The sequence below is a fragment of the Marinifilum fragile genome, assembly GCF_963677365.1.
GTDB classification, from domain to species: domain Bacteria; phylum Bacteroidota; class Bacteroidia; order Bacteroidales; family Marinifilaceae; genus Marinifilum; species Marinifilum fragile.
Genome location: NZ_OY781962.1, coordinates 2,183,320 through 2,208,866, shown reverse-complemented (window position 1 = coordinate 2,208,866; position 25,547 = coordinate 2,183,320). Strand labels below are relative to the sequence as shown.

Annotated in this window: 15 protein-coding genes and 2 tRNA genes; 10 read left to right on the top strand and 7 right to left on the bottom strand. The window is 35.0% G+C overall.

Annotated elements, in window-relative coordinates:
- Positions 1-38 precede the first annotated feature (38 nt).
- Complete coding sequence (locus ACKPCA_RS08730; protein WP_321282483.1) at positions 39-611, bottom strand: RNA polymerase sigma factor; 573 nt, start codon at positions 609-611, stop codon at positions 39-41.
- A gap of 290 nt (positions 612-901) precedes the next feature.
- On the opposite strand from ACKPCA_RS08730, the gene ACKPCA_RS08725 reads away from it, so the two are divergent.
- The 4 genes from ACKPCA_RS08725 (at position 902) to ACKPCA_RS08710 (ending at position 8,241) form a co-directional block, all read left to right on the top strand.
- Positions 902-2,071 carry a FecR family protein gene (locus ACKPCA_RS08725; protein WP_321282482.1) on the top strand — a complete coding sequence of 390 codons (1,170 nt, stop codon included), beginning with the start codon at positions 902-904 and terminating at the stop codon, positions 2,069-2,071.
- 83 nt (positions 2,072-2,154) lie between these two features.
- Entirely contained in the window at positions 2,155-5,643 is a 3,489-nt protein-coding gene (locus ACKPCA_RS08720) for a SusC/RagA family TonB-linked outer membrane protein (RefSeq protein ID WP_321282481.1), read from the top strand.
- Positions 5,644-5,653: 10 nt separating this feature from the next.
- A complete protein-coding gene (locus tag ACKPCA_RS08715; RefSeq protein ID WP_321282480.1) occupies positions 5,654-7,027 on the top strand; it encodes a RagB/SusD family nutrient uptake outer membrane protein in 1,374 nt (457 codons plus the stop codon).
- 74 nt (positions 7,028-7,101) lie between these two features.
- Positions 7,102-8,241, top strand: coding sequence for a TlpA family protein disulfide reductase (locus tag ACKPCA_RS08710; RefSeq protein WP_321282479.1), 1,140 nt, complete (start codon positions 7,102-7,104; stop codon positions 8,239-8,241).
- Positions 8,242-8,787: 546 nt separating this feature from the next.
- On the opposite strand, the gene ACKPCA_RS08705 is transcribed toward ACKPCA_RS08710, so the two are convergent.
- Positions 8,788-9,489 carry a DNA-binding domain-containing protein gene (locus ACKPCA_RS08705; RefSeq protein ID WP_321282478.1) on the bottom strand — a complete coding sequence of 234 codons (702 nt, stop codon included), beginning with the start codon at positions 9,487-9,489 and terminating at the stop codon, positions 8,788-8,790.
- Positions 9,490-9,885: 396 nt separating this feature from the next.
- Here ACKPCA_RS08705 and ACKPCA_RS08700 point away from each other — a divergent pair, with 396 nt between their 5' ends.
- The 5 genes from ACKPCA_RS08700 to ACKPCA_RS08680 all read left to right on the top strand — a co-directional run bounded on the left by ACKPCA_RS08700 (position 9,886) and on the right by ACKPCA_RS08680 (position 18,286).
- A complete protein-coding gene (locus ACKPCA_RS08700) occupies positions 9,886-10,437 on the top strand; it encodes an RNA polymerase sigma factor (protein ID WP_321282477.1) in 552 nt (183 codons plus the stop codon).
- 289 nt (positions 10,438-10,726) lie between these two features.
- Positions 10,727-11,914, top strand: coding sequence for a FecR family protein (locus ACKPCA_RS08695; RefSeq protein WP_321282476.1), 1,188 nt, complete (start codon positions 10,727-10,729; stop codon positions 11,912-11,914).
- A 193-nt stretch (positions 11,915-12,107) separates the two neighbouring features.
- Positions 12,108-15,362: a SusC/RagA family TonB-linked outer membrane protein gene (locus tag ACKPCA_RS08690; RefSeq protein ID WP_321282475.1), complete on the top strand. Its 3,255-nt coding sequence runs from the start codon at positions 12,108-12,110 to the stop codon at positions 15,360-15,362.
- A gap of 12 nt (positions 15,363-15,374) precedes the next feature.
- A complete protein-coding gene (locus ACKPCA_RS08685) occupies positions 15,375-16,820 on the top strand; it encodes a RagB/SusD family nutrient uptake outer membrane protein (RefSeq protein WP_321282474.1) in 1,446 nt (481 codons plus the stop codon).
- A 281-nt stretch (positions 16,821-17,101) separates the two neighbouring features.
- On the top strand, positions 17,102-18,286 hold the full coding sequence (locus ACKPCA_RS08680; RefSeq protein ID WP_321282473.1) for a thioredoxin family protein: 1,185 nt from the start codon (positions 17,102-17,104) through the stop codon (positions 18,284-18,286).
- A 181-nt stretch (positions 18,287-18,467) separates the two neighbouring features.
- On the opposite strand, the gene ACKPCA_RS08675 is transcribed toward ACKPCA_RS08680, so the two are convergent.
- The 5 genes from ACKPCA_RS08675 to ACKPCA_RS08655 form a co-directional block, all read right to left on the bottom strand.
- Positions 18,468-20,258, bottom strand: a complete 1,791-nt coding sequence (locus ACKPCA_RS08675) for a C45 family peptidase (RefSeq protein WP_321282472.1) — start codon at positions 20,256-20,258, stop codon at positions 18,468-18,470.
- 224 nt (positions 20,259-20,482) lie between these two features.
- Positions 20,483-21,382 (bottom strand): oxidoreductase, encoded by a 900-nt coding sequence (locus tag ACKPCA_RS08670; RefSeq protein ID WP_321282471.1) that lies wholly within the window; start codon positions 21,380-21,382, stop codon positions 20,483-20,485.
- A gap of 203 nt (positions 21,383-21,585) precedes the next feature.
- Positions 21,586-22,050 carry a YbaK/EbsC family protein gene (locus ACKPCA_RS08665; RefSeq protein WP_321282470.1) on the bottom strand — a complete coding sequence of 155 codons (465 nt, stop codon included), beginning with the start codon at positions 22,048-22,050 and terminating at the stop codon, positions 21,586-21,588.
- A gap of 165 nt (positions 22,051-22,215) precedes the next feature.
- Positions 22,216-22,289, bottom strand: a tRNA-Arg gene (locus ACKPCA_RS08660).
- A 188-nt stretch (positions 22,290-22,477) separates the two neighbouring features.
- A tRNA-Arg gene (locus ACKPCA_RS08655) sits at positions 22,478-22,554 on the bottom strand.
- A 252-nt stretch (positions 22,555-22,806) separates the two neighbouring features.
- Here ACKPCA_RS08655 and ACKPCA_RS08650 point away from each other — a divergent pair.
- Positions 22,807-25,287, top strand: coding sequence for an AsmA-like C-terminal region-containing protein (locus tag ACKPCA_RS08650; protein ID WP_321282469.1), 2,481 nt, complete (start codon positions 22,807-22,809; stop codon positions 25,285-25,287).
- Positions 25,288-25,547 lie beyond the last annotated feature (260 nt).

The following is a 25,547-nucleotide window of genomic DNA, read 5'->3' as shown; positions in this document are numbered from 1 at the left end:
TTGTGTTTGCTCCTTTTTTATTGCCATTACATTTTTATCTATTTTCTCTTGGACAATAAAAACAACAGCAAGAGCTCTTCCTTGTCTTTTAGTTCTTCCCGCAGTTTTAGTATTCCTCGTTTTAGTTGAGTTTTAATGGTATTAATCGAAACATTAAGTTCTTCTGCAGCCTCTTTGTATTTCATATCCTGAATTACAATGCATTCCACAACATTTCTGGTTCCTTCAGGTAGATTTTGAATGGCTTGCTTTATTTTTATGATTGCCTCTTCGCTTAAATTTTGAGCTGTATTTTCTGCCACATCGGCCTCCAATAAATCATCCGATTCCATTAAAATATCGGTTTTGCGCACTTTGTTAAGACTTGCATTTTTAACCATTGTAAATAGGTAATTCTTTAATGCAGCATAGGATTTAACCTGATTGAATAGTTTTTTATCCCAGAACTTGATAAACTGCTCTTGCACTGTATCTTCTGCCGAATGTTCATTTTTTAGATACATCTCAGCCAGTATCACCAAAGGCTTGTAGTAGCAATCAAAAAGAAGCATGAGTCCTTTTTGTTTGTTGGTTTGAAGCAAGTCTAATATTTTTTTATCTTCTAAAGGCATTTAGTGTTTTGCAATTCAGGTTAAAATGAGATTTTGAAAAGTTTGCTTGTATCATGGGAATTATTTGTTTCCGAGGCCTAAAGTAATCACATAAAAATAAATCTTCAAAATCTAATGGGGAAGGTTAGTTGTATTGCTTTCGTAAGTAGATAAGAGATGTGTTGTTTGTTAGTTTTTGAATCACAGTCAATTGTGTGGTGTTGTTTGGGTGCTGTGTTTTTTTTGAAAAAAAATGAAATGGCGTCACCCTTTTTTTAAAAACATGTGTTAATAGGGCAAATGGCCAAAGTATGAGTAAGAACAAAGATATCATTCAGAACCTGATTGACTACATCCGAAAAGAAGCGGATGCAAGTCAAAAAGAAACGGTAGAAAAATGGATTGCCGAAGATGAAGCAAACAGAAAAGAGTATCGCCAGATGGTGAAAACTTTTTACAAGCTTAGCGCTTCTGGCAAATGGGATCGGATCAATCATGACAAAGGGAAAAATATTATTCAGAATCACCTGAAGAAACAGAGAAAGCTACAAATATTCAGGTATTCTTCAGTGGCGGCTTCAATAGTCATGCTGATTTCCTTTGCGTTGGTGTTCTATATAAATAATATAGGTAAAGAGATGAAACAAATGCCTTTGTCGGAGCTGTCATCCCCTGGAGAGTTTAGAGCAAGTTTGACCTTAAGTACTGGTGAAACAGTTTTATTGTCGGAGCATAGGCGTGACTCAATAAAGGATGCAGGGCGAGTAATTGAGCATGAAATAGATGAGGGGATTAATTATCAACACAATGCAAGCGCAAGTTTAGACTCTTTGGTGTATAATACCTTAAGAGTTGCGCGAGGCGAGGAGTACAGAGTGGTCTTGGCAGATGGCTCTACTGTGTGGTTGAACTCTGAATCGGAATTAAAATATCCAGTAGCTTTTGTTGGTAATAAAAGGGAAGTATATGTAAAAGGAGAGGCTTTTTTCAAAGTGACCTCCAACAAAGAGAAAGCGTTTATAGTACATGCAGCCGATGTACAAACCAAAGTGCTGGGAACGGAATTTAATGTGATGGCCTACGATACCGAAGAGAATATTGAAGTGACTCTGGTGGAAGGAAAGGTTAATGTAGCGGCAGGATCTGAAAATAAAAACATATTGCCAGGAAAGCAAATAGCAGTAAGTAAGAGCAGTTTAGAAATGCAGGAAAAAACGGTAGATACAAGACTGTATTCCTCATGGAAAGATGGAATCATCTATTTCGATGAGATGAGCATGGAGAAACTTTGCGAGAAACTGACACGTTGGTACAATATCGATTTTGTTTTTGAAGAAGAACGATTAAAGCATTATGCTTTTACAGGAGCTGTTAAAAAGAGATTGCCAATAGAGTTTACTCTCGATTTTTTAAGAACAACATCAAGCCTGAAGTTTACGGTTGAAGGAGATAAAATTGTGGTGTTTGAAGTGAAAAAGTAAGAATAAAAAATACCGAATCGTGCTCGCAACACGACCCGGTAGTCGATTATTAATAAATAATAACCCAGATTAATTACAAAAGTATGAAAAAAAAGCTTAGCAAGTGGCTCATGAATGCAAAGAGTGAGTTTGCGTTGAAATGTAAAAGTCTTTGCCTGATAGGATTAATCCTATTGGGAACAGGATTTCAGACAAGGGCAGCAAATCCTCAACAGGGAAAGCTGAATTTAAATGCTTCAGAAATAACCTACAAGGAAATCTTTAAAGAGATTCAAAAGCAGACAGGTTATGTGGTGATGTACAACAATGCCGACCTGAACAAAAATGAAAGTATCGAAGTAGATTTTAATAATGTTGATCTTGATGAGGCCTTAAAGGAGATTCTTGATCAAAAAGGATTGACTTTTCAGGTTAAAGAGGATTTTATTATTCTGGAGAAGGATAGAAGTCCGAAGAAAATAGAAGGGCAACAACAAGAAAAGAAAGAAATCAAAGGAACTGTAACGGACAGTGAGGGAGTTCCATTACCTGGAGTGTCTGTCGTTATTAAAGGAACCAATATAGGTGTAGCTACTGATATTGACGGAAATTATAGTTTGGAACTGGAATCAGATAAGGAAATTTTAATTTTCTCTTTTGTGGGAATGTTGCCTCAAGAAAAAAACTATACTGGACAGTTAGTTCTTAATGTTGAACTTAGTCAGGATACTGAAGGCTTGGAAGAAGTAGTTGTAACAGGTTACCAGGTCATATCAAAAGAAAGAGCAACCGGCTCCTTTGATATAATAAATCAAGATATTTTGGAAAGTAAAATTACTAATAATATTATTGATAAGTTGAATGGTGTTGTTGCAGGTATGGAGGTTGATAATAGAGGGAAAATAACAATAAGAGGTTTAAGTACCTTACGGGCAAATACCCAGCCTCTCATTATTTTAGATGGCTACCCCTTAAATGCAGATATTTCAACAATAAACCCAAAGGATATTGAACAAGTTACTGTATTGAAAGACGCCGCTGCAGCTTCAATCTGGGGAGCAAGGGCATCAAATGGAGTTATCGTTATTACAACAAAAAAATCTAAGAAGGATAAAATATCATATGATTTCTCTGCATCCTTAACAACCAGAAAAAAGCAGGCTTTAAATACGCAGGATATCTTATCATCCAAAGAGTTGATTGAATTACAAAAAGAGGTTTTTGATTATTATCATGAAGCATGGGCATCAGTCGATAACTATGGTTTATACATTACTGATGCAGAAAAGATTTTTTATGATGTTGAACAAGGGAGAATTACAGATGCAGAAGGACAAAAGCAATTAAATGACCTTGGGCGTTTAGATAATTCGGAGCAAATAAAAGATTTGGCTTTACAAAATCCTTTTATAGGCAGATATGATCTTTCGATATCTGGGAGAGAAGATAAGCATAGTTTTCTAATATCTGGAAACTTTGTACACGAAAAGGGGGATGCAAAATACCAGAAAAATTCGTCTTATAATATCTTGTTCAAAGATGAATTTAAATATAGCGACAGATTAAAGTTCGATGTCGGTTTGAATTATTATCATTTCGAGGATAAGAGTAGCCCCGTTGATTATTCAAGTCTTTTGAAAAGTCCGCAATATCAGATGCTTGTTGACCAAAATGGAAATCATTTACCAACATACAAAGATTACCGATCAGAGAAAGTGATGGCACAGATGGTCGAGGATGGCCTGTTGGATGAAACTTTTTACCCACTTAAGGAAAGAGAACAGATCGATAATGAGAATGTACAGAATCATACACGTTTGCAGTTAGGGCTTGATTATAAAATTATAGAAGGCTTGAATTTTTCATTAAAATATCAATATGAAACAGGAAATTCATCTTTAAATAGGGTGTACGATAAAAATAGTCTAACTGCTAAGGAATTGTATAATAACTTTACAGGGCGTGGTGATGATGGCATGCTCTATCATTTGGTTCCTGAAGGAGGTATTATTGATTATACAAATAAACAGCTTAAAAGTTATAATTTAAGAACCCAATTAAATTTCAATAAGGTATTTCGTGAAAAGCATAGCTTAACAGCTTTGTTAGGAGCAGAAAAAAGCCAAACAGTTAACAAAACAAACAGAAATCGAGAGATTGGTATAGATGTAAATTCGTTGAATGATGTACTAATTAATGAAAAAGAAATCTCTTCTTTTTCAGAACCGATTGCTCCGAATACATATCCTCAGTATAATGCTAATGATTATGATGAAAAATTAGAGGTGGATGATAGGTTTGTATCTTTCTTTGGAAATTTTGGATACACCTTTGATGATAAATATTCTCTAACAGCAAGTGCCAGAATTGACCAGTCGAACCTATTTGGTACCGATAAGAAATACAGATACAAACCATTATGGTCTGTAGGTGGTAAATGGGTTATTAGTAATGAAGGATTCTTTAATTCAGAAGTTATTAATCATTTAAACCTGAGAGCTTCATATGGTTCTTCGGGTAATGTTGCAAAGCAGTATGGTCCTTATCTGATTTTTCTGTCGGACTATAACAGTTGGGCAGGTTTGACCTCTAATTTTGTATTTTCTGCTCCTAATGATAAACTTCGATGGGAGACCACTGAAACATTTAATATTGGTACAGAAATAGCTCTGTTAGATAATAGACTAAATGGAAAGATAGATTTATATAAAAAAAACAGCTATGATTTGCTCTCACCTAAAGTTATTGATCCGACACTTGGATTTGAACAAATAACATTGAATGTAGGTGAAATGCAGAATAAAGGAATTGAATTAACACTTAATTCTAAAAATATAAGTACCGCTAATTTTTCTTGGTTCACATCATTAAATTTTTCGTACAACAAAAATAATTTGGAAAAAATATATGATAAACCTGCCAGTGGGACAGAATATTTTTACACGTTTAATGTGGAAGGGAAGCCCTCAGGAGCATTGTATACTTATAAATGGGCAGGATTAAGTGAAGAAGGTGATCCTCAGATTTATGATTCTGAAGGTAATGCTACTCAAAGATATTTGTCCGATGTAGAGGATGTTTCGTATCAGGGCACCTATATACCACCTTATGCAGGGGGAATAACCAATAATTTTAATTACAAAAATTTCAATTTTTCATTTTTGATCGTATATAAGGGAGGGCATCATATGAAAGCTAATGTCCCTTCTTTAAACCGAGCTTCTGATCAACGAATGAGTGGAGTATACCGAAACAGGTGGCGTAAGCCTGGAGACGAAAAAATAACGGATATTCCTCGTTATACAGGGAAGTATAATTATATACGACAATATATTTGGGAAAAATCGGATATACATGTCATACCAGCAGACTATATTAAGCTTCAGTCGATAAACTTAAATTATAATTTTAATGATAATTTATGTAAAAAACTAAAGGTTGACCGAATGGTACTAGGCTTGCAAGTTGAAAATTTATATACCTGGGTTAAAAATGATTTGGGGCAGGATCCTAATGTAACTACTTTGGTGAATGGAAGTATGGGATATCCTCAACGTTTAAATTATACTTTGAATTTGAATATTAACTTTTAATATAAAAGAGATGAAATATATTCTATATATCCTAATCTGTTTTACATTGTTCTCCTGTGATGATTTTTTAGATGTAAAACCTAAAAACAAAACGATTCCTGTTTATACAACAGATTATGAACGGTTATTAAACTATATAAAAAATTGCAAAGGCAGCTCTGTTAAGCTGACTTACGCAACAGATGATGCCTATATTGATGATGCCTATTATAATAGTATTTATAGTGATGAAAATAAAGATGCTTATTTTTTTGATGGATGGCTATCATCACCTGATGATTATACTTGGAATGAATCTTATGCAAAAATCTTCACCTTTAATACCATTATAGAAGAAGTCTTAAATTCTGAGGATGGAAGCGAAGAATTAAAATATCAGGTATATGGTGAAGCGCTGATGTGCAGAGCTTTTGAATATTTCATGTTGGTGAATATATATGCTAAACATTATAATGAGCAAACATCTGATTCTGATCCGGGAGTTCCTTTGCTACTTCATAATGATATTAACAGAAAAAACTTTCCACGTAATACTGTAAAGGAAGTATATGAACAAATTGATAGAGATATCGATGAGGCAATAAAATATATTCCAGAAAAAATATTTAATAAATACAGGGGGTCTTATGTCGCGGCAATTGGTTTAAAAGCTAAAATTAGTCTTTATAAGGGAGATTACACAAACGCCTTAAAATATTCTGATGAATCTCTTTCAAAATATAATTATTTAGAGGATTATAATCAGTATGAGGTTATTGATGATTTAGCTAATTTCCGTAGAATTAATATTATTTCATCACAGGAATGTCAAGAGAATATTTTTACAAGATTTCATACATATGTTTACGGTTCTAGCGGATCTGTGCTAGCTTCAAATTCTTTGTCTGCATTATTTGATGATAATGATAAACGTTGGGAGTTATTTTATACTGATAATGATCCGAGGCATCCAGATGATAAGCCGGGTGGTTACAGATTATTTAAAAGGTATGATTATAGTCCAAATTTTGCATTAACAGTACCTATGTTATACTTGATAAGAGCTGAATGTTATGCCCGTAAAGGGGAGGTAGAAATTGCTATGAATGATATTAATCATTTAAGAAGATATAGAATTAAGACTGAATTGTATCAAGAATTGACTGCGAATGATGCAGGTGACGCACTGAGAATAGTATTAGAAGAAAGGAGAAGAGAGACGGCTTTTGATGGTAATCGTTGGTTTGATTTAAAAAGATTAAACAAGGAATCTGAGACTGCGACAACAATTACCCGAACCATTGGGGGAGAAACAAAAGTTTTAAACCCAGGAGATACATACTATATACATCCGATTTGTTCTAGTGTAAGGGCTCAGCATCCTGATTGGGAGTATTATTATTAATACAGGTTTGTAATAAAGTGGGATCATAAAGATCCCACTTGAATTATATAAAAATAACGACTAATATTTTTAAAATGAGAAGTATATTATTGTCAATTACTTTATTTATTATAAGTGTGAATTTTACTAATGCTCAAAAAGATAATTTTCACATTTCGATAAATATAAAAAATATTGCACAAGAAAATGAGGTGCATTCCGTAGGATATTATAATAGTGTTAAGAACAAATGGGACCGTCTTAGTGTAAAAGGTGAAAATTTTATTTTTTCTAAATATGTAGAGGAGCCAGAAGTAATTAAGTTTTTTTTCGAAAATAATGATGTCAAGAAAAATATTGAAAGTGGATATATTCCCTGCCTTTCTTCTAATTTGTATTTCATTGCAGTTCCCAATACTAAAGTAAAAGCAGAAGGTGAAGCTACTGATTGTGTAGAAGTAAATATTTCAGGGGAATATGAAAATAATATTTTAAATAAATATATAAATACAATTAGAGGGTTTAGTAATGAGATAGGAAATCTTTCAGTTAAGCTTTCAGACAAAGGTATTTCTGATTCTATGAAGCAGAGCCTTCAAGACAAGCGCGAAGTTTTAAAAGTAAAAGAGAGTAATATAAAGGTAGAGTTTCTTAATAAATATGCATCTTCTGTTACAGGATTATGGCTTTTAGATGATTTGATTTTGCGTAGACAAATAGATATTCCTACAGTAAAAAAATATTTCAAAAAGATTGATGAAAAATATAATAATGTCAGATACTATAAAAATCTAAAATCTAGAATTGATAGCTACTATAATGTCAAGATTGGCACTGAAATATTATTAGTCAATAATGATAAGCAATATGGAGAGATTTTCGATTTGAAGAAATATAGAGGGAACTATGTAATTATTGATTTTTGGGGTACTTGGTGTAGAAGCTGCATTGCTGGTTTTCCAAATTTAAATGAATTTAGTGAAAAACATGATATCACTGTTGTAGCTATTAATTGCGGTGATACTAAGGAAAGATGGGAAAAATCCAAATATCTTGAGAAGTATTGTAATTTTGTTCATATTAGATCGGATAAAAAGGATTTCGACTTAGTATCCAAATTTAATATTCAAGGGTATCCTACAAAGTTATTAATTGGTCCCAATGGAAAACTATTGTACAGATGTTTAGGAGAGAAGGAAGATCTTTATACGGAAATAGAGTCATTTATTGATTAGACACGGTCCCACAAAGTGTGTAAATGAAATTTAGAGGGGTAGAGGTTTAGTCTACCCCTTTCTTTAAATGTAATATTTAAACGAACATTTTGTTGCTCCAAATCTTTCAGGAGTTTTAGTTGAGATGCATCTAAACCTCCAAACCTGGCTTTCTAATTGTAAAAAAGTAGCATCACTAAATACAACACCCTCTGCAAATGTCTGATAATTCGGTTACAATATCCTACTGTCTCAATATAGGGATGATTTGATTTTTTGTAAGCCGTGTTTTTCTCATACAATTAAGTATTAATAATATTTGTGGAAGCTTACATAGCCTCATTTGGGAGTGGCTGCTTTTTTAAACATCAATTTATTATGCACCCTTACGCGCAAGCTATTTGTGCCTACTCCCGCGAACAGTTCGCGCCTATGCTCGCCTGTTTCTTGCGCTATACCACGCATATAGTTTGCGGCTATGGGCGCAAGTTGTTTGCGTAAAACAATTGGATATAAAAATGCCCGATTGCTACCGGGCATTGATAATGTTTGGATGATTTAAAAGATTTAAGAAGCAGGAACAAGATTGGTGTTTAGCTTCGCTTTTCTAATCTTTTTTGAATTGTGAAAAATGGTTCTTATTTCAAGCTGAAAACTTCCACTAGTTAAGCCATCAGGAACGAAGAACATCAATTCAGAAGGCTTGTTCTTCACAAAATCAGTTACTCTGGTTTCAGAATCATCACTTGCAATAAAGAATACACCTTGTTGAGTATCTTCTTCATCGAACTTAAGCAATGAACCTTTAATGGAAACAACCTGACCTGGAGTAAATGATTGATTTTCCGCTTTAGTCTTTAAATCCACGAATTTCTCAATCACAGGTTCAGCAGTGCTTAATGCCACTTTCTTCAACTCAATTTTTGAGATGATTTCCTGTAATCTCGGCCCTGCACTGATGTTCAGGTTAATGGTGTGACGAGAAGGATCGAAAGAATCATTCTCATCCTTAAAAACTCCGGAAATACTTGGACTAATCCTGAACAGATCAGTGGATACAATATTTCCATTTTTCACTTCCTCCACAACGGCATATTCAAATTCTTCAATAACCGATAAGCCTTCGGCTTTGGTTACGGTTGAACCTTTGCCAATCATACGTTCCATAATTTTTTGAACATTCGAAGTTGTACATTCTGTAACAACTGCTAAGTAATCATTTGGATCTTCAGTCAAATGATTCAAACCTAATCCATAACGTACTGTCATGATATTACATTTTTGTTATCGCAATTGTTTCTTAAATTAATTTGTGTTACAATTGCGATGGTTTAAAACTAGAGAATACCCTCGGAGCTTTTGCTCACAGGCTCAGCTCGCCAAAGTTTCACCTGTTTTTAAAAGATCCAGGGTATCTCGTTAACTAATAAAAAAAGACATTGTATGTCTTTTGTTCACAAAGAACAACCGAAGTTAAATAAATGTTATGACAATTTTTACCTGCTAAATGTGTTAAGCGTTTAAAATTCAATTTATTTAACGTTATTTAACAGTTTCGATTTTATTGGAGTGTAGAGTAATTGATCTGAATCATTCTTAGGTTACTTCTGTATTCAATGGCCTTTTGCATTTTCCGTAAGCTTTTTTACTTTTACCGCAGTAAATATGAAGCAACACGAACAAGATATCATTCAAAAATTTAAGAGTGGAGACCAAACAGGTCTTCGTATGTTGTTCGATTTGTACTACACCCCGCTTTGTGTATTTGCCTATAAATATTTCGATTCCTACGAGAAAGCAGAAGACATTGTACAGGAAGCTTTCATCAACTTATGGGAAAAGGAGAGGATGATAGAATTCACAGGTTCCATAAAGTCATACCTGTTCAGTATTGTTCGCAACAATTCCATTAATCAGATAAAAAAAGATCAAAAATTTCGATTCGAAGAAATAGAGAATAAGGCCTACGATATCATCGAAGACAAATACGAAATTCAGCAATTGGAAGAAAGAAAAGAAAACCTCTATAAAGAGATTGCTCTTTTACCTGCCCAATGTAAAGCCGTTTTCGAAGCCATAATTTTCGACAAAATGAAATATGCCGAAGTTGCTGATGAGATGGATATTTCCATCAATACAGTAAAAACACATTACAAGCGTGCTTTAAAGCAATTGCGTAGTAATTTGGATGTATTGGTGATGATTTTGATACCGTAAATTAGCTACAAGTGTAAAGCCAGCTATGCTGGTCCTGATCCTTCGAGATATAAAGTATAAAGTATAAAGTATAAAGTATAAAGTATAAAGTAGCGGAAGTGAAAAGCAGTTTCGAACTTTGCATACTCATTACTCATTACTCATTCAACTTTTCAGGACTCTTCCAGACTTTTTAAAACTTTTCAACTTTCCCATTATTCACTACCTTAAAAGATATTTTGGAAAAAAGTTGAAAAAACTTGTCACCCATTTCCAAAAAACATACTTATAGGTTTAAACAAAGGAGAAAATGCACATTTCGCAAGAACATATTATAGAGCTAATTCAAGAATATCAGCAAGGAAGTATTTCTGATTCGGGAGTTCAAAAGCTACAGGAATGGTTAAAAGAAGATGAAGCCAATACTGAGGAGTTTGCCAAATATTTAGCTCTTTTTAAAGAGAGTGGGGCTTTGAGTAACCTAGATCGTTTACAGAAAGAAAATGCATGGTTGAATATTAGCACATCATTATCGAAAACTAAGAAGAAATCCAAAGTAAGAAAATTACATACCTGGTTGCCTTATGCCGCAGCGGTTGTAGTTTTATTTACAGTTGGCTATTTCATGATTGAGCAAGTAAGAAATGATTATGACTTTGAAAAGGACTACAATTTTGCTGCAATATCAAGCATTGGTTCTAAAAAGGCAGTACTTACGCTTGAAAATGGACAAAAAGTGAATCTTGAGGAGAGTGACAAGGAATTGATTACGGAAGCGGATGGGACTTTGATTCAAAAAAATGCCGACAGCGAATTGATATATGATAATGCTTCTTCCGCTAAAGACAGAGTGATTTACAATCAAATTGAAATTCCAAGGGGAGGAGAGTATTCGTTGGTATTAGCCGATGGAACAAAGGTGTGGTTGAATTCAGAATCGAGTTTAAGATATCCTGTGCAGTTTGTTGGAAACAAAAGGAAAGTGGAATTAGCTGGAGAAGCTTATTTCGAAGTTACGCACAATCCGAGCAAACCATTTGTAATTGAGTCACACGATATGGAAATAAAGGTTCTGGGAACCAGTTTTAATGTGTCTTCATACGAGGATGGTGAATACATTGCCACTACTTTGGTTGAAGGAAGTGTTGAATTGAGCTGTTTGGGCAATAAGGAATTGTTGAAGCCCGGATTTCAGGCAACCGTAAAAAAAGGAGACAATAGATTCAAACTGGAGCAAGTAAATACTGCTTTGTATACCTCTTGGAAAGATGGAGTGTTCCGCTATAAAGATCAGTCTTTGGAAGAAATTTGTCATCAGTTAAGCAGATGGTACAATGTTGAATTCTTCTTTACCAATCACAAGTATCGTGAATACAGATTTACAGGTGCAGCCAAGAAAAACAAAAGCTTGAACTTTACCCTTGACATGATTGAAAAGATAGCCGATGTAAAGTTTGCTATTAAAGATGATAAAATAATTGTAGGGAAACCTGAATAAAGATATTGTGCTTTTGTGGCGGCCACCCATGAGCATATAAGAAAACAGGAAATGCGGCCACATTCCCTGTTTTAACAAATAACAAACCATTGATAATTGTGTCAATGGCAGTATTAATCTAGACCATAAAGTTATGAAAAAAAACCTTATGTGGAGGTGTATGTCACCTTCCATTCGAAAAACCCTGCTTGTTATGAAGCTAAGTTTTATTTTAATTCTTGTTGGCAGTTTGCAACTTTCAGCATCTGTTCTTCTCGGGCAACAAGTTAGTCTTCAGGTTAAATCATCATTGGTTGATGTGTTGGAAGATTTAAACCATCAAACAGGAACTTATTTCATGTACAATGTGCATGAAATAAATGATGAGATTGAAGTTCAGTTGGATATGAAAAATGCCAGTCTGGAAGAAGTGTTGAATGAAATTTGTCAGCAAGCACCGGTAAAGTACGAAATTGTTGAGGATTTTGTGATCATTACCAAAAAAGATCCTGTTCCCGTTATCAAGGAAGTGCAGGAAAAGAAAAAATTGAAAGGAAAAGTAACCGATAAATATGGGGAGCCTTTACCAGGTGTATCTGTTGTAATTAAGGGGAGCACTACAGGTGTTGCTACCGACATCAACGGGAACTATACTTTGGAATTGGAAAATCCAAATGCAGTATTGATTTTCTCTTTTGTTGGAATGTTGCCTCAGGAAGTTGTTTACAATGGACAGGAGGTAGAAAACATTACATTAACTTCGGATACAGAGCAAATGGCAGAGGTTGTTGTTGTTGGATATGGAACAACAGCGGTTAGAGATTTTACAGGTTCGGTAGCCCGTGTTTCTGAGAAGGAGTTGGAAATGAAAAACGTTCCATCCTCTATCTCATTGTTGCAGAATATGGCAGCAGGGGTAATGGTAAGTGGAAACACAGGTCGTCCGGGTGAAACGGTAAGAGTAAGAGTTCGTGGTGCTACTTCCCTTACTGGTAGTAATGAACCATTGTATGTGATTGATGGTGTGCCTACAGATGATGCGGAGATTTTAAATTCCATTCCACCTTCTGATATTGCTTCGGTTGATGTGTTGAAAGATGCTTCTGCCTCGGCCATTTATGGATCAAGGGCTGCAAATGGTGTGTTGATGATCACTACCAAAAGAGGTCGATTGAATGAGAAAGCTAAATTTTCTGTGGCCTACAATTACTCTACGGATTCTCAGATTAAAAATTTCTCAATGCTTAACGGAGATGAGTTCCGTTCTTTTTTAACTGATTTGGCCAACCAAACATTGGTAGTAGATCCGGGAAACAGAACTGCAGAGAACATTCTTGATCCGGATGGTGGATATGTTGGTGACGAGGACACCGATTGGTTTGATTTGGTAAAACAAACAGCAAACAGACAGAATGTAGACCTGTCAGTACGTGGAGGAAGTAAAGACATTTCTTATTTTATTTCCGGTTCCTTAATGGATCACAAGGGGATGGTTGTTCATGATGATTTGACAAGGTATTCAGGACGTGTGAATTTGGATATCAATATCAATCCTAAATTTAAGATCGGGACAAGAATCAATTTGTCTTACACAGATCAGAGCCAGTCAGGTACTTCAATGTTTTTAGCTCAGGGAGAACGTCCTGATTTACCAGTTTACAAAGAGGATGGTGTTACTTTTTATGAAGATAATCCAGTAGCAAATTCAACTAAGATCAATAACTCAGATGAATACAGGCTATCCGGTAACCTTTACGGAGAACTAACAGTATTGAAAGACCTGAAATTCAAAACCAGCTTTTCGGTAAATCAATACATGAATTACAATTATCAATTTTCACCAAGTTATTTGAGCTGGTACAATGAAGCATCGGCAAGTAAGGCTGAAAGTAGAGGTTACAATACGGTGCTTGATAATACCTTGAGCTATGTAAAAACATTTAATGAAGTTCATAATATTGACTTTGTAGGAGGTGTTTCTTACGAGGATTCTGAAAACCAGTCGGGGTATCTTTCAAAGAGTGGTTTCGCAATGGATGAGATCTACACGAATGTTTCTGCAGGAACTGATTTTGATCGTTCAGAAGATAGTAAGAGAGGGAGATCCCTTTTTTCTTCATTTGCTCGTTTAAATTACAAGTATAAGGATAAGTATCTTTTCACTGCTACTGCTCGTTACGATGGTTCTTCCATGTTTGGAAAGAACAATCGCTATGGATTCTTTCCATCGGGAGCAATTGCATGGAGAATCAATAAAGAGGACTTTTTAAGTGATGCTGACTTTATAAATGACCTAAAATTAAAAGTTTCAGCAGGTAAGACTGGTATTCAGAATTTAAATAGTTATTCGAACAGAGATTTGTACGGAGCTACCAAATATAATGATCAGTCAGGTATTGAGCATTCTCAGATAGGTAACAAAGACATCCAATGGGAGCTTTCAACCCAATATGATTTGGGATTGGATTTTGCATTGTTTAATTATCGATTGACAGGATCATTAGGCTATTACAGAAAAGATACAGATGACCTAATAAGACAATTCTCTTTTCCTTCAAGTATGGCTGTAGAGGCTATGTATTACAATGTTGGTAGCGTAAGAAACCAGGGATTTGAGTTCAATGTTAAAGCAAAGCTTATTGACAGAAAAGATTTTGTGCTTGATTTGGGACTAAACCTTGCTACCAATAAGAATGAGGTTCGAAAACTGGAAGAAGAGGGTGCTGTTGAGAATTCTAGTGGAACCATTGTTCAGGGAACAGGATCACAGGTATTGGCAGTTGGACATGCCATGGGATCATTCTTTGGTTATGAGTACAATGGCATCATTCAAAATCAGGATAGAATTGATGAGTTGAATGCAAATGCAGTGGACAATGGACACTCTTCTTACTACGGAACATTGTATCCTGGAAACCTTGAGTTTACTGATTTAAATGGTGATGGGAAAGTAGATACTAAAGACAAGACACTCATCGGAAATCCAGATCCGGATTTGTTTGGAGGAATGTATGCCAATATGAAATACAAGCGCTTCACCTTAACTGCCAATTTTGGATTCCAGATTGGAGGATTGAAGTACTATGGTAAAACATTACAGAATATACCAAGTCAATTGGTCGGTCTGGTTGATTACAATTTGTACAATCGTTGGTCTCCAGAGAATACCGATGCGAAGATTCCGGCAATTTACCTGGGACAGGGAGTTCCTGCATTGACTAAAATGAGTTTACATGACGCTTCTTATTTTAGATTACAGGACTTGAGGATTTCGTATGATATTCCAGAGATTAAAGGTTTACCTATAAGTGGACAAGTTTATGTGTCAGGAACGAATGTATTCACAATTACTTCCTATCCGGGAACCGATCCGGCAACAGTTAACGCTATGGGTAATTTTGGAGGTAACTACGAAACCAGTTATCCTGGAATTAGAACTTATTCAGTTGGATTGAAATTAAACTTATAAAAAGCAAATTCTATGAAACGATATATAAATATACTACTAATCAGTATTCTGCTGTTTAGTTGTTCAACAGATGATTTTTTAGAAAAATTACCTCATTATGAGGCTGATTTGGATGGAGCCATCACAAATGCTAAAACCGTTGAATTGGCATTAATTGGTGTATATGCAAATTTATCTGCAGATGCCTACGATTCAAGAGATATTATGGTTGAAGGTAGTTTTAAAGCAGGTACCATGAGAAAACCAGAATGGTGGACAAGAGGAAATGCCGTTTGGTATTACGAACGCTACTGGCCGGTATTGTCCAGCAATGGAAGTACTGAATGGTCATATGATTATGGATTAATAAAGAATGCCAACTTTTTGTTGTCTGCTATTGAAGGAATTGATGATTTTGAAGGAAACAGAAAAGAAGAAATTGTTGGAGAATTACATTTCTTAAAAGCCTTGGCCTATGAAAGATTAATGCTACGATTCACCCAGTATTGGGATATGGACAGTAAATTGGGCTTAATTATTCGTAACGAATTGCCGTCTATTGAGAATGTTAAGAAAGATAGATCCACAGTTGCTGATAGTTATGAAATGATTCTAGAAGAGTTGGAGATTGCAATAGATTATTGTCCTGACTATTCGGGATGTTCTCAAGCTTCAAAAGTGGCTGCCAAAGCTTTAAAAACAAGAGTGCTTTTTCAAATGGAAAGATATTCTGACTGTATAAGTATGGCAGATGAAGTACTGGCTCATGCTGAAAATGCCTTGGCACCTGATTACTCAACAATTTTCTCCGATTGGGAAAGTACCGGCGAAATTCTTTTTGGAAGAGTATTTGGAGACACTGAAGCATCCAGTCTTGAAACACGAATAACTTCTTTTAGTTCTGGAAAATGGGGCCCATCTTCTAACTACATCAATCTATTGGGAGATGATCCAAGATACAATGCAATTATTGGTGATACCGTTGTAGTTGATTATCGTTACGGAACAGCAGGAACGGTTTATACTAACCCAACGGTTAAAAAACTTGTTAATTCATCAAATAACTTACCATTAATGTATTTGCGTACAGCAGAAATTTATTTGTTGAAAGCAGAGGCTATATATCGTAGTGGTGGTACATATGAAAATGCATATGCTCCAATTGCAGCAATCAGAGCGCGTGCAGGAGCCAATCCTGTTCCTCATGCAACACAGGAGGAAATTGAAACTGCAATTTGTAACGAGTGGTTAATCGAGATGTCATTTGAAAACTGGCATGAATATTTTGCTTTAAGAAGATTTGGAGCAGAAAAATTGTTGGAGAGAAATGATATTCTTAGGGAAGCATTGGATAAAGCAATTGCCCAAGGAAGCGATGCTGAAGCACAATATCGTCAGCGAATCGAAAATTTCAGAATCTCTTCAGTTCCATCAAGTGAAACGAATGGAAATCCAGTGGATCAAAATCCTGGATATTAAAAAATCAAATTCTTATAAGGTATGCAGTATCAGCAGAATACTGCATATCTTATTCTTATTTTAGATTGAAGATGACTGTCTTTATCAGTTCATTTTTTAGTGGTGATATTGTTAAAAAAGTAGGGAGAGTTATCGCAATAAGAGAGATGTAATGATGAAACGAACATGAATTTTAATATTCTAAAATGCACACATGAGAACAGAGTTTGAGTGCTCACTGGAGGTAATGATTAAAATTCATCAGGAGTTCCATCTGACAATAGGAAATAAATTATAAACAGATGAAATTAAAAATATTGCAAATTTCATTGTTGCTTTTTCTTGGTAGCAGTGTGTTTGCGGAAAAAACAGAGGGAATTCAGTTTTTTCATGGCAATTGGAAAGAGGCTAAGATAAAGGCACAAAAAGAAGACAAGTTATTATTTATAGATTTTTACACGCAATGGTGTGGACCATGTCTAAATATGGCTAAAACAGTGTTTGTTTTGCCAGAGGTTGGGGAATTCTACAATAGTAAATTTGTTTGCCTTAAGGTAGATGCAGAAGCGGAAGAAGGTAAATTGTTGGCAAAGAAATATGCAGTAAAATCTTATCCAACTTATGCATTTATAAATCCGGAAAACGAAAAGATTGTACACAGAAGTGGAGGAAGAAAATCATCAGAAAAATTTATTGCCGTTGGGAAAGCAGCTTTGCAGCCTCAAACCACATCGGAATACATCCTTTCACAATATGATGAGGGGAATCGTGATCAGGATTTCATGATCAATTATGTGAGGTATATGTCATCAATTTACAAACGAGATGCTGTAAAGGCAGGCTTCGATGAAATCATTAAGAATGGAGGAAAATTAACTGAACCTGTCATATGGAAACTGTATAATGATTGCATTTCAGGATATGATAACCCATATTTGAAGGAGGTTTCCGATAATTACAGTAAGTTTGTTGAACTATTCGGGAAAGAAGAGGTGGATAAGAAATTGGCAAATGAAACACAGTATTGCAGTGCAGAAGTAATGACTACATTGTGTGATTTTGAAGGAAAAGAGTTTAATATTCGATTGAAGAAGATCTCTGATAACATTCATTTCAAAAAAGACTATACTCAGGCCATAAAATCGATTGATGCATTGTTAGCCGAATCCACCCTTAACAAACAAAAGGTGATTGATCGATTAAAGTTCATGGTAAGGCTTAACAAACGTTATGGAGCAGATTATCCTGATGAATGGTTTTACAAATGTGTAGAATATTTGCGTTATATCGCATACAATGATACAACAAGGGATGATGCAAGAATACATTACGATTATGCATTGGCCCTGGAAATGATGCTTGAGAGAAGCGCCAAAAATGGGGGAGAGATTCCTGAAAACTTCAAAGCAGCTCCTGAGCTTGGCAAAAAGGAATACTCAAGTCGTCCTGCTGAGTTAAAAATGAAGCCAAAGTATCGAAAAAAATAAATACATAACAAAAGAGGGTGTCCAAAAAGTTCAATATTATTGTCATTCTGATCCCGAAGCCTCGGGAGAAGAATCTGTCCCTTTGATTAACAGATGTTTCACTTCATTCAACATGACATTGTATTCGATTGAACTTACTTTTTGGACACCCTCTTTTTTATTTTGAAAGGATTTTAGATTCCTACAAATACTTTTTTACAATCTCATCCATCTTCTCCAATTCCGATTTTACCCATTTCGAAGGGAAGAAGGGCTTGCAAAGTTCTTTTAATTCTTCATTCAGCACTTTTATCTTATTCACATATTCTTCTTTGGGTGATTGTGCCTGAAGTTTGTCATACATTAGAATCATTTGACGTTTTGCCCAAAAATAATCTGAAGGAGTGTTGTGTGCTTTTTCAAGCATTTCCTGAATAGATTGTATTGCCTTCTCATAATCTTTAGATAGTCGGCTGATCGTAAATTGTGTCATATAGGCTGAGCCAAATGTTGGCATTTCAGCTATATATTTACTTGCATATTCATTAGCCTTTTCTTTATTCTCAAGATTTATATAGCATCTCGAAAGCAGATTGTATTTGTAAGCTGGCTGTAATTCCAATTGATTCACTTTTTCAATCATCTGAAGGTAATCTTCCTTCTCCAATTTCTTTTTTTCGGAACAATTTTCCCTATACCATTTTTTAAAGACCAATCTGTTTTTTAGGTAGTCTTCATCGGGTATAGTTTGTTTCTCTTTATAGACAGAAACATCTTGTGTTGCAATATCATATTCTAAAAATTGATTGCATCCGGCAAGCATTTCGCCATAGGCAAAATAGATTTTTTTGTTGGTGTTGTCCATGATGCAGGACTTTACAGTGATATCATTGTTTATGGAACATCCCCATGAAGTATCATGTGGCAATTCGTAGTAGGCAGTAGACGAAACCATTTGGTATGCCTTGTCTACCAAGTTTTCATCAGAGATGTTTTGGTAAAGCTCTTTAAGTTTGTCTTCTCGTGTGATATTGCTTTCTCCATGCATGTTAATCGGACTGTATTCATATCTTCCTTTTTCAGACACAGCAAGGTTGGTTACGCCAATATAATTATCCTGCATTTTATTTTTGATGCATTGTCCTCTGGTCAATTCATACATCGCACCAGATTGATCCTTATTGCTACCAACGGTGATAAACCAACCATGTGTACTGTAATTGTTAAAGATTTCATCAACCTCGCTAAGTTCATCTGCATTTTCCATTACATAGCGCAATTCAAAAGGCATTGGCATGCCAGTCACATAATCACTTTCTTCCTTGTCTTCGGGTATTGGGCAGCCATTCATATTAATCGACATGCTTAGCCCATTGTGATTCATACCCGTATAAGCACCGGGATAGCATACGAAACTCAGAATGGTAGTTGGAATTTTATCCTTTCGATGATAATTTACAATTAAAGGAAACTTGGTAAAAATTTCAATTCCTGGCCAGTCGAGGTTTCTGCCATGCACAATGCCATTCTCATTTTTTAAAACAAAGGAAGCACAGCTAATCTCAAAAAAGATTTGAGGAAAGTAAGCAATGGTTTTTACCTCTCGCAAGCTTAGGTCGCAACCTTCGGCCATTCCTTCCAATTCTTGTATAAATTCTTTAGGCATCCGCTTTTCTATTTTCCTGATTTTGGATTGCAATACCATATTGGCAATCCATTTTTTCAGGAACAACTTACCAACATATTTTTCCACTACGCTGTCAACTTTAACCTGCATTTCCATGATTTGATCATTCATTAGAACGCCATACTGTAGTCCCATTTCGTAGGAGTCACCTTTAACAGTAAGGAAAGGAACACCTTCTTTCACAAACAAGCTCCCTTGGTGGAAGGTTCTGATTCCATTTTTTTCATTGTATTGGTAATCTTTTGCGAAAAGTAGCAAAGAGGATAGAAAAAGAGTAGTTAAAATGCTCAGGTGTTTTAATTTCATAGCAATGATACTTAGCTTAACAATTAATTTAGGTTTTGTAAGTTATACAAACTTTTAACAATTTATTAATTGCCAGCCAAGTATTGTGCCAAATAATCATTTATAAGATTAACAGTAAGTTGTAGATTGTGAATTAAAACAATTGTTGGATTATCCAACAGTATATGTTCGATTACGATAAACGATCGTCATTTTAATTTCTGCTTACTGATAACTGTTCACTGTTAATATTTTACTCCGGTTATTACTTCCGACAAGTCCCATAATTTCTTAGCAATCTCTTCATCATGTGAAAGTTTATTCGATTTTACTTTAACCGGATATCCTTGCATTTCGAAGAATTTAGCAGGACCATAGTATTCGCCTGCTTTTGCATTGGGGTCGAATCCCGCACGAAGCGATGGTAAAATTCCCATAGCAGGAACTTGAGAGAAGAAATTGTTCAGAAATCGAATTCCACCTTTATGTCTTTGTAGTTCTGTTCTTGTCCACCCTGGATGAGCTACAGTTACCATGGGTGCATCAGCATCATTTTTGAATTTTCGTACCAGTTCATAGGCAAAATACAGGTTTGCTAATTTGCTGTCGCCATATGCCTTGTTGGTATTGTATTTTCTGTTTTCCCAATTCAGATCTGATAAATTAATATTTCCGAATTTGTGTGCAACACTTGAAGTAACTACGATTCTTGAATCCTTGGTCTTTTTAAGCAGAGGCATTAAAAGCCCTGTAAGAGCAAAATGTCCCAAATGATTGGTTCCCATTTGCACTTCAAAGCCATCTTCTGTTTTGCCAAAAGGACACATCATGATACCAGCATTGTTGATGAGAACATCCAGCTTGTTGAAATACTGGCTGAAGTTTTCCGCAAAATCTTTAATCGATTCCAAACTGGTCAAATCAAGTGGTATAACTTTAATAATGGCTTTCGGATTTGTATTTTGAATTTCAGCTGCAACCAAATCTCCTTTTTCAGTGTTTCGAACAGCCATAACCAGAGTAGCCTCCTTGTCGGAAAGAATTCTCACAGCTTCTTTTCCAATTCCACTTGTCGATCCTGTTACAACTATAACTTTTCCTTTTTGATTTGGAATATTGGATTCATCCCATTTCATTTTTGTCATACTTTTTCTTTTAAATTATCTTATTTTGTTGGTAATGACAAAATTAGATGAATCTAAATTCGAAAATGTATAGTAATTACTGAAGCTTGTATTCTTTTTACAGTTAACATGAGATTTTTGAAGCTTAAGTCTTTACTGTACCATCTTATTAAAAATAAGGTGAATGACTTATTGAAATTGATGATTTACTTGTTGTAAGTATATTATAATTCTTGAATCAGATCAAACTCTTTGGCGTTGGTAATTTGCATTAAATCCAGTGGATTTAGTTTTACTCTAAAATTCACTTTTCCACCGCTAACAATAATTTGCTCCATTGAAACAGAACTAAGCTCTAAAAAGGTTTTATATTGTTTCTTCATGCCAATCGGCGAGCATCCTCCTTTTATGTAACCAGTGTTTTGTAATAATTCCTTTTCTGGTAACATCAATATTTTCTTTTCACCTGCAGCTTTGGCAGCTTTTTTCAAATCCAATTCACTCGACAGTGGGATGATAAAAACATAGAGTTCGTTGCTAATGCTACGTGTAACAAGAGTTTTGTGAATAAGAGAAGCATCTAGATCACTCATATCTCTGGCTTTTAGATTGGTGGAATCTTTCGCCTCATAGTTTACTCTATGTTTATCAAGTAGTCGTAATGCGTTTGTTTTAATCGTTTTTGCCATAATGTTTAATTCTTAGAGGCGAAATTAAAAAAAATGGATTAGTCGGGTAGCAACTTTATTTTCATTTCTCTTCCATAGGAAAGTTTTGGTAGCAAAAGATGTACAGTAAACCAGTAAGAATTAGGGTACAAAAAAAGGACTCATCATTACTGATAAGTCCTGCAGTGAACACGGAGGGATTCGAACCCCCAACCTCTTGGGCCGTAACCAAGTGCACTATCCAGTTATGCTACGCGTCCGTTTCCTTTAAAAGGCGGTGCAAATATAGGGAAAATTACCTATTAATTGCAAGCCTACTCAGTAAAAAATACGAAAAAATATCTTTTTTGTTTTACAATCAAGTATTTAAATTTTTGTTTTTTTGTGTCTGATTCTAGCAAAGTTTATTGCATAAAAAAAGACTCATCTTTGTTTGATGAGTCTTTTCTGGTGAACACGGAGGGAGTCGAACCCCCAACCTCCACAGCCGTAATGTGGTGCACTATCCAGTTATGCTACGCGTCCGTCTTGCCTTAAAGGCGCTGCAAATATAGGGAAAATTAGAAATGTAATGCAAGTGTTTTTTATCTTTTTTTGTCGAAAAAACACCACCAGAATCTTTTATAAATCTTAAAAAACTATAAATCTTTTAGATAGGAGGGAAAGATCAATTGAAAAAAATTAAATTTACATTTAGTGGAATTTAAAATTATTAGTTGATGTAATTCTCTAAGTATTTTCTATTTTTGTTATGTAAAACCAATTTAACTTTTAGCAATGAAGAAGTTTCTTAAAATTTTTGGAGGAATCTTAGTTTTCCTTTTAGCGCTATTGATAATTCTGCCTTACTTTTTTAAAGATCAGATATTTGAAAGGGTAAAAGCTGAAATTGATAACACGGTTGATGCAAAAGTAGAAATTGGAGATCTTTCTCTATCTATGCTTAAAAATTTTCCCAACCTCTATATTGAATTACAAAATGTAAGTGTGGTAGGTAAAAATGAGTTTGCATCGGATACATTGGCTTTTGTGGGTAGACTTTATACTGCTGTAGATTTATCCTCAGCTTTATCCGGATCGCAGATCAAAGTTGGCGCTATTGTATTGGCAGACTCAAAAGTAAATGCGAAAGTTTTAGAAACAGGTAAGGCCAATTGGGACATAGTAAAGTCAACGGGAGAAGAAGTTGTTGTTGAAGAATCGGGTGAAGCTTCCGACTTTAAAGTGATTTTTGATGAGGTTAGAATTGATAATTTCGGATTGTTATATGATGATGTCACTTTGAAGGCTGTTTTTGCCGTGGAGGATTTGGATTTAAAATTAAGTGGTGATTTTTCGGCAAAGGAAACCAACCTAAATGTTGCAACCACTTTAACAGGTATTAGTTTTGATTATGAAGGAGCAAGATACTTGAACAATGCAAGCTTGAACTTAACTGCTGATCTTGCGGCTGATCTTGAAAATATGATTTTTAAATTTAGGGAAAACCAGTTGAGTATTAATGATCTGCATTTTGGTATTGATGGTCAGGTGGGAATGCTTGATAATGGATATAGCATGGATCTTAAATTAAATGCTGAGAAGACAGATTTTAAATCATTGTTAGCTATGGTGCCTGATGTATTCAAATCTGACTTGGAAGGTTTGGAAACTTCTGGACAATTTGAATTAAATGCATTTGCAAAAGGAGAATACAAAGAAGATTCTTACCCTGCTTTTGGCGCCAAATTGAAAGTGGGCAAAGCAAGTTTAAAATATGCTGACTTGCCAGAGTCAGTTCAGAATATTCAGATTGATGCTCAGGTGAATCACCCAGGAGGTGAATTGGATTTGCTCACAACAGATGTCAATAAATTCCATTTTGAGGTAGCTAAAAATCCTTTTGATGCTGAAATACATGTGAAAAATCCTATGACAGATCCATTGATAAGTGGATTCTTTAAAGGAATTGTTGACTTTGAAAAGGTTAGGCATGCAATTCCTATGGACAGCATAAAAATAGCTGGTATAGTTAATTCTGATGTGGTTTTTAAGGGACAATATTCGGTAATCGAAAACGAGGAGTTTGAGAAATTTATGGCGAAAGGAAGTGTTGTGTTGAATGATTTTGTATTTACGACACCAGATTTTCCGCAGGGAGTTAAGATTATAAAATCAGTTCTTGATTTTACTCCACGTTATATTAGCCTTAGCTCATTTGATTCTAGAATTGGAAAGTCAGATATTCAGCTGAAAGGAAAAATTGAGAATTACATTGCGTATGCCATGAAGGGGAAAGTTCTTAAAGGCAATTTTAACTTGACTTCAAAGATGATGGATCTGAACGAGTTCATGACAGAAGAGACTAAGGAAACTGAAAATTCGGCAGATACAGTTCCGTTATCGGTTATCGAGGTTCCTGCAAATCTGGATTTACGATTAAGCTCTAACTTTAATACCATTCGTTTTGATAAAATGGACATTGAAGATGTGAAAGGCTTAATAGTGGTAAAGAATGCATCTGCAAAGCTTACCAACCTTTCTATGACTATGCTTAAAGGGAATATGACCATGAATGGGATGTACAAAACCATTGATGTAACCAAGCCTGAGATTGATTTTGGTTTAGACATTAATGACTTTGACATCAATAATGCTTACCATTCGCTTAGTATGATTAAGAAGATGATACCAATAGCCATGAACTGTGAAGGAAAGGTTTCATCGGATATGAATATTACTGGTTTGCTTGATGCTGAAATGAATCCAATTCCTGCAAGCTTAAATGGTAAAGGAGCTTTACATTCCCGCAAAATCTTAATTAAGGAAAACAAAGCTTTTGATGCTTTGGCTGCAGCTTTAAAAAATGATAAGTACAAGAGAATTTCAGTTACTCAGCTCGATATGGAATTTGAAATCACAAATGGGAATGTGGTTGTGAAGCCATTTACGGCTAAAGTAGCAGGCAATCCGGCAACTATATATGGAACTCAATCTGTGGATGGTAAGCTTGACTTTACCATGGATATGAAATTGCCAAAAGAAGATTTGGGAGGTGATATCAACAAGCTCTTTACACAGGTTCCCGGTCTTGATAATGTACCAGCATTTGATGTAGCAGTTAAAATTACAGGAACAGTTGATAATCCAGTAGTAAAACCTGATTTAAGCAAAGCAATGAAGCAGGCTCAGAAAGCAATTGCAAAAGAACTGGAAAGAAAAACCAAAAAGGAATTAGAGAAAAAAGGAAAAGATCTGTTAAAGAAACTATTTAAGTAACTAATAGACGATAATATTGGAAGCGGATAATCAATTGGATTATTCGCTTTTTTTTGGCTTTTAGTTCAATAAAAAAGGACGGCAACCACTCCGTCCTTTTTTCATATTCACTTTAAAACCTGAACTTTCCATGGAAAATTCATAGGCAATATATGAATAAAATTAAAATGGAACAATAAAAAGATTAAAAATAATTAAACAAGTGTTGTCGAACAGATTAGATAACATATGAATAAGAGCTGTGAAAAAAGGAAATAATA

Bases quoted from the DNA above. Each gene is read 5' to 3' on its own strand.
- ACKPCA_RS08685 (WP_321282474.1), top strand. From the start codon at position 15,375: ATGAAACGATATATAAATATACTACTAATCAGTATTCTGCTGTTTAGT.
- ACKPCA_RS08700 (WP_321282477.1), top strand. From the start codon at position 9,886: ATGAAGCAACACGAACAAGATATCATTCAAAAATTTAAGAGTGGAGAC.
- ACKPCA_RS08665 (WP_321282470.1), bottom strand. From the start codon at position 22,050: ATGGCAAAAACGATTAAAACAAACGCATTACGACTACTTGATAAACAT.
- ACKPCA_RS08670 (WP_321282471.1), bottom strand. From the start codon at position 21,382: ATGACAAAAATGAAATGGGATGAATCCAATATTCCAAATCAAAAAGGA.
- ACKPCA_RS08650 (WP_321282469.1), top strand. From the start codon at position 22,807: ATGAAGAAGTTTCTTAAAATTTTTGGAGGAATCTTAGTTTTCCTTTTA.
- ACKPCA_RS08680 (WP_321282473.1), top strand. From the start codon at position 17,102: ATGAAATTAAAAATATTGCAAATTTCATTGTTGCTTTTTCTTGGTAGC.
- ACKPCA_RS08695 (WP_321282476.1), top strand. From the start codon at position 10,727: ATGCACATTTCGCAAGAACATATTATAGAGCTAATTCAAGAATATCAG.
- ACKPCA_RS08705 (WP_321282478.1), bottom strand. From the start codon at position 9,489: ATGACAGTACGTTATGGATTAGGTTTGAATCATTTGACTGAAGATCCA.
- ACKPCA_RS08720 (WP_321282481.1), top strand. From the start codon at position 2,155: ATGAAAAAAAAGCTTAGCAAGTGGCTCATGAATGCAAAGAGTGAGTTT.
- ACKPCA_RS08725 (WP_321282482.1), top strand. From the start codon at position 902: ATGAGTAAGAACAAAGATATCATTCAGAACCTGATTGACTACATCCGA.
- ACKPCA_RS08690 (WP_321282475.1), top strand. From the start codon at position 12,108: ATGAAGCTAAGTTTTATTTTAATTCTTGTTGGCAGTTTGCAACTTTCA.
- ACKPCA_RS08730 (WP_321282483.1), bottom strand. From the start codon at position 611: ATGCCTTTAGAAGATAAAAAAATATTAGACTTGCTTCAAACCAACAAA.
- ACKPCA_RS08675 (WP_321282472.1), bottom strand. From the start codon at position 20,258: ATGAAATTAAAACACCTGAGCATTTTAACTACTCTTTTTCTATCCTCT.
- ACKPCA_RS08715 (WP_321282480.1), top strand. From the start codon at position 5,654: ATGAAATATATTCTATATATCCTAATCTGTTTTACATTGTTCTCCTGT.
- ACKPCA_RS08710 (WP_321282479.1), top strand. From the start codon at position 7,102: ATGAGAAGTATATTATTGTCAATTACTTTATTTATTATAAGTGTGAAT.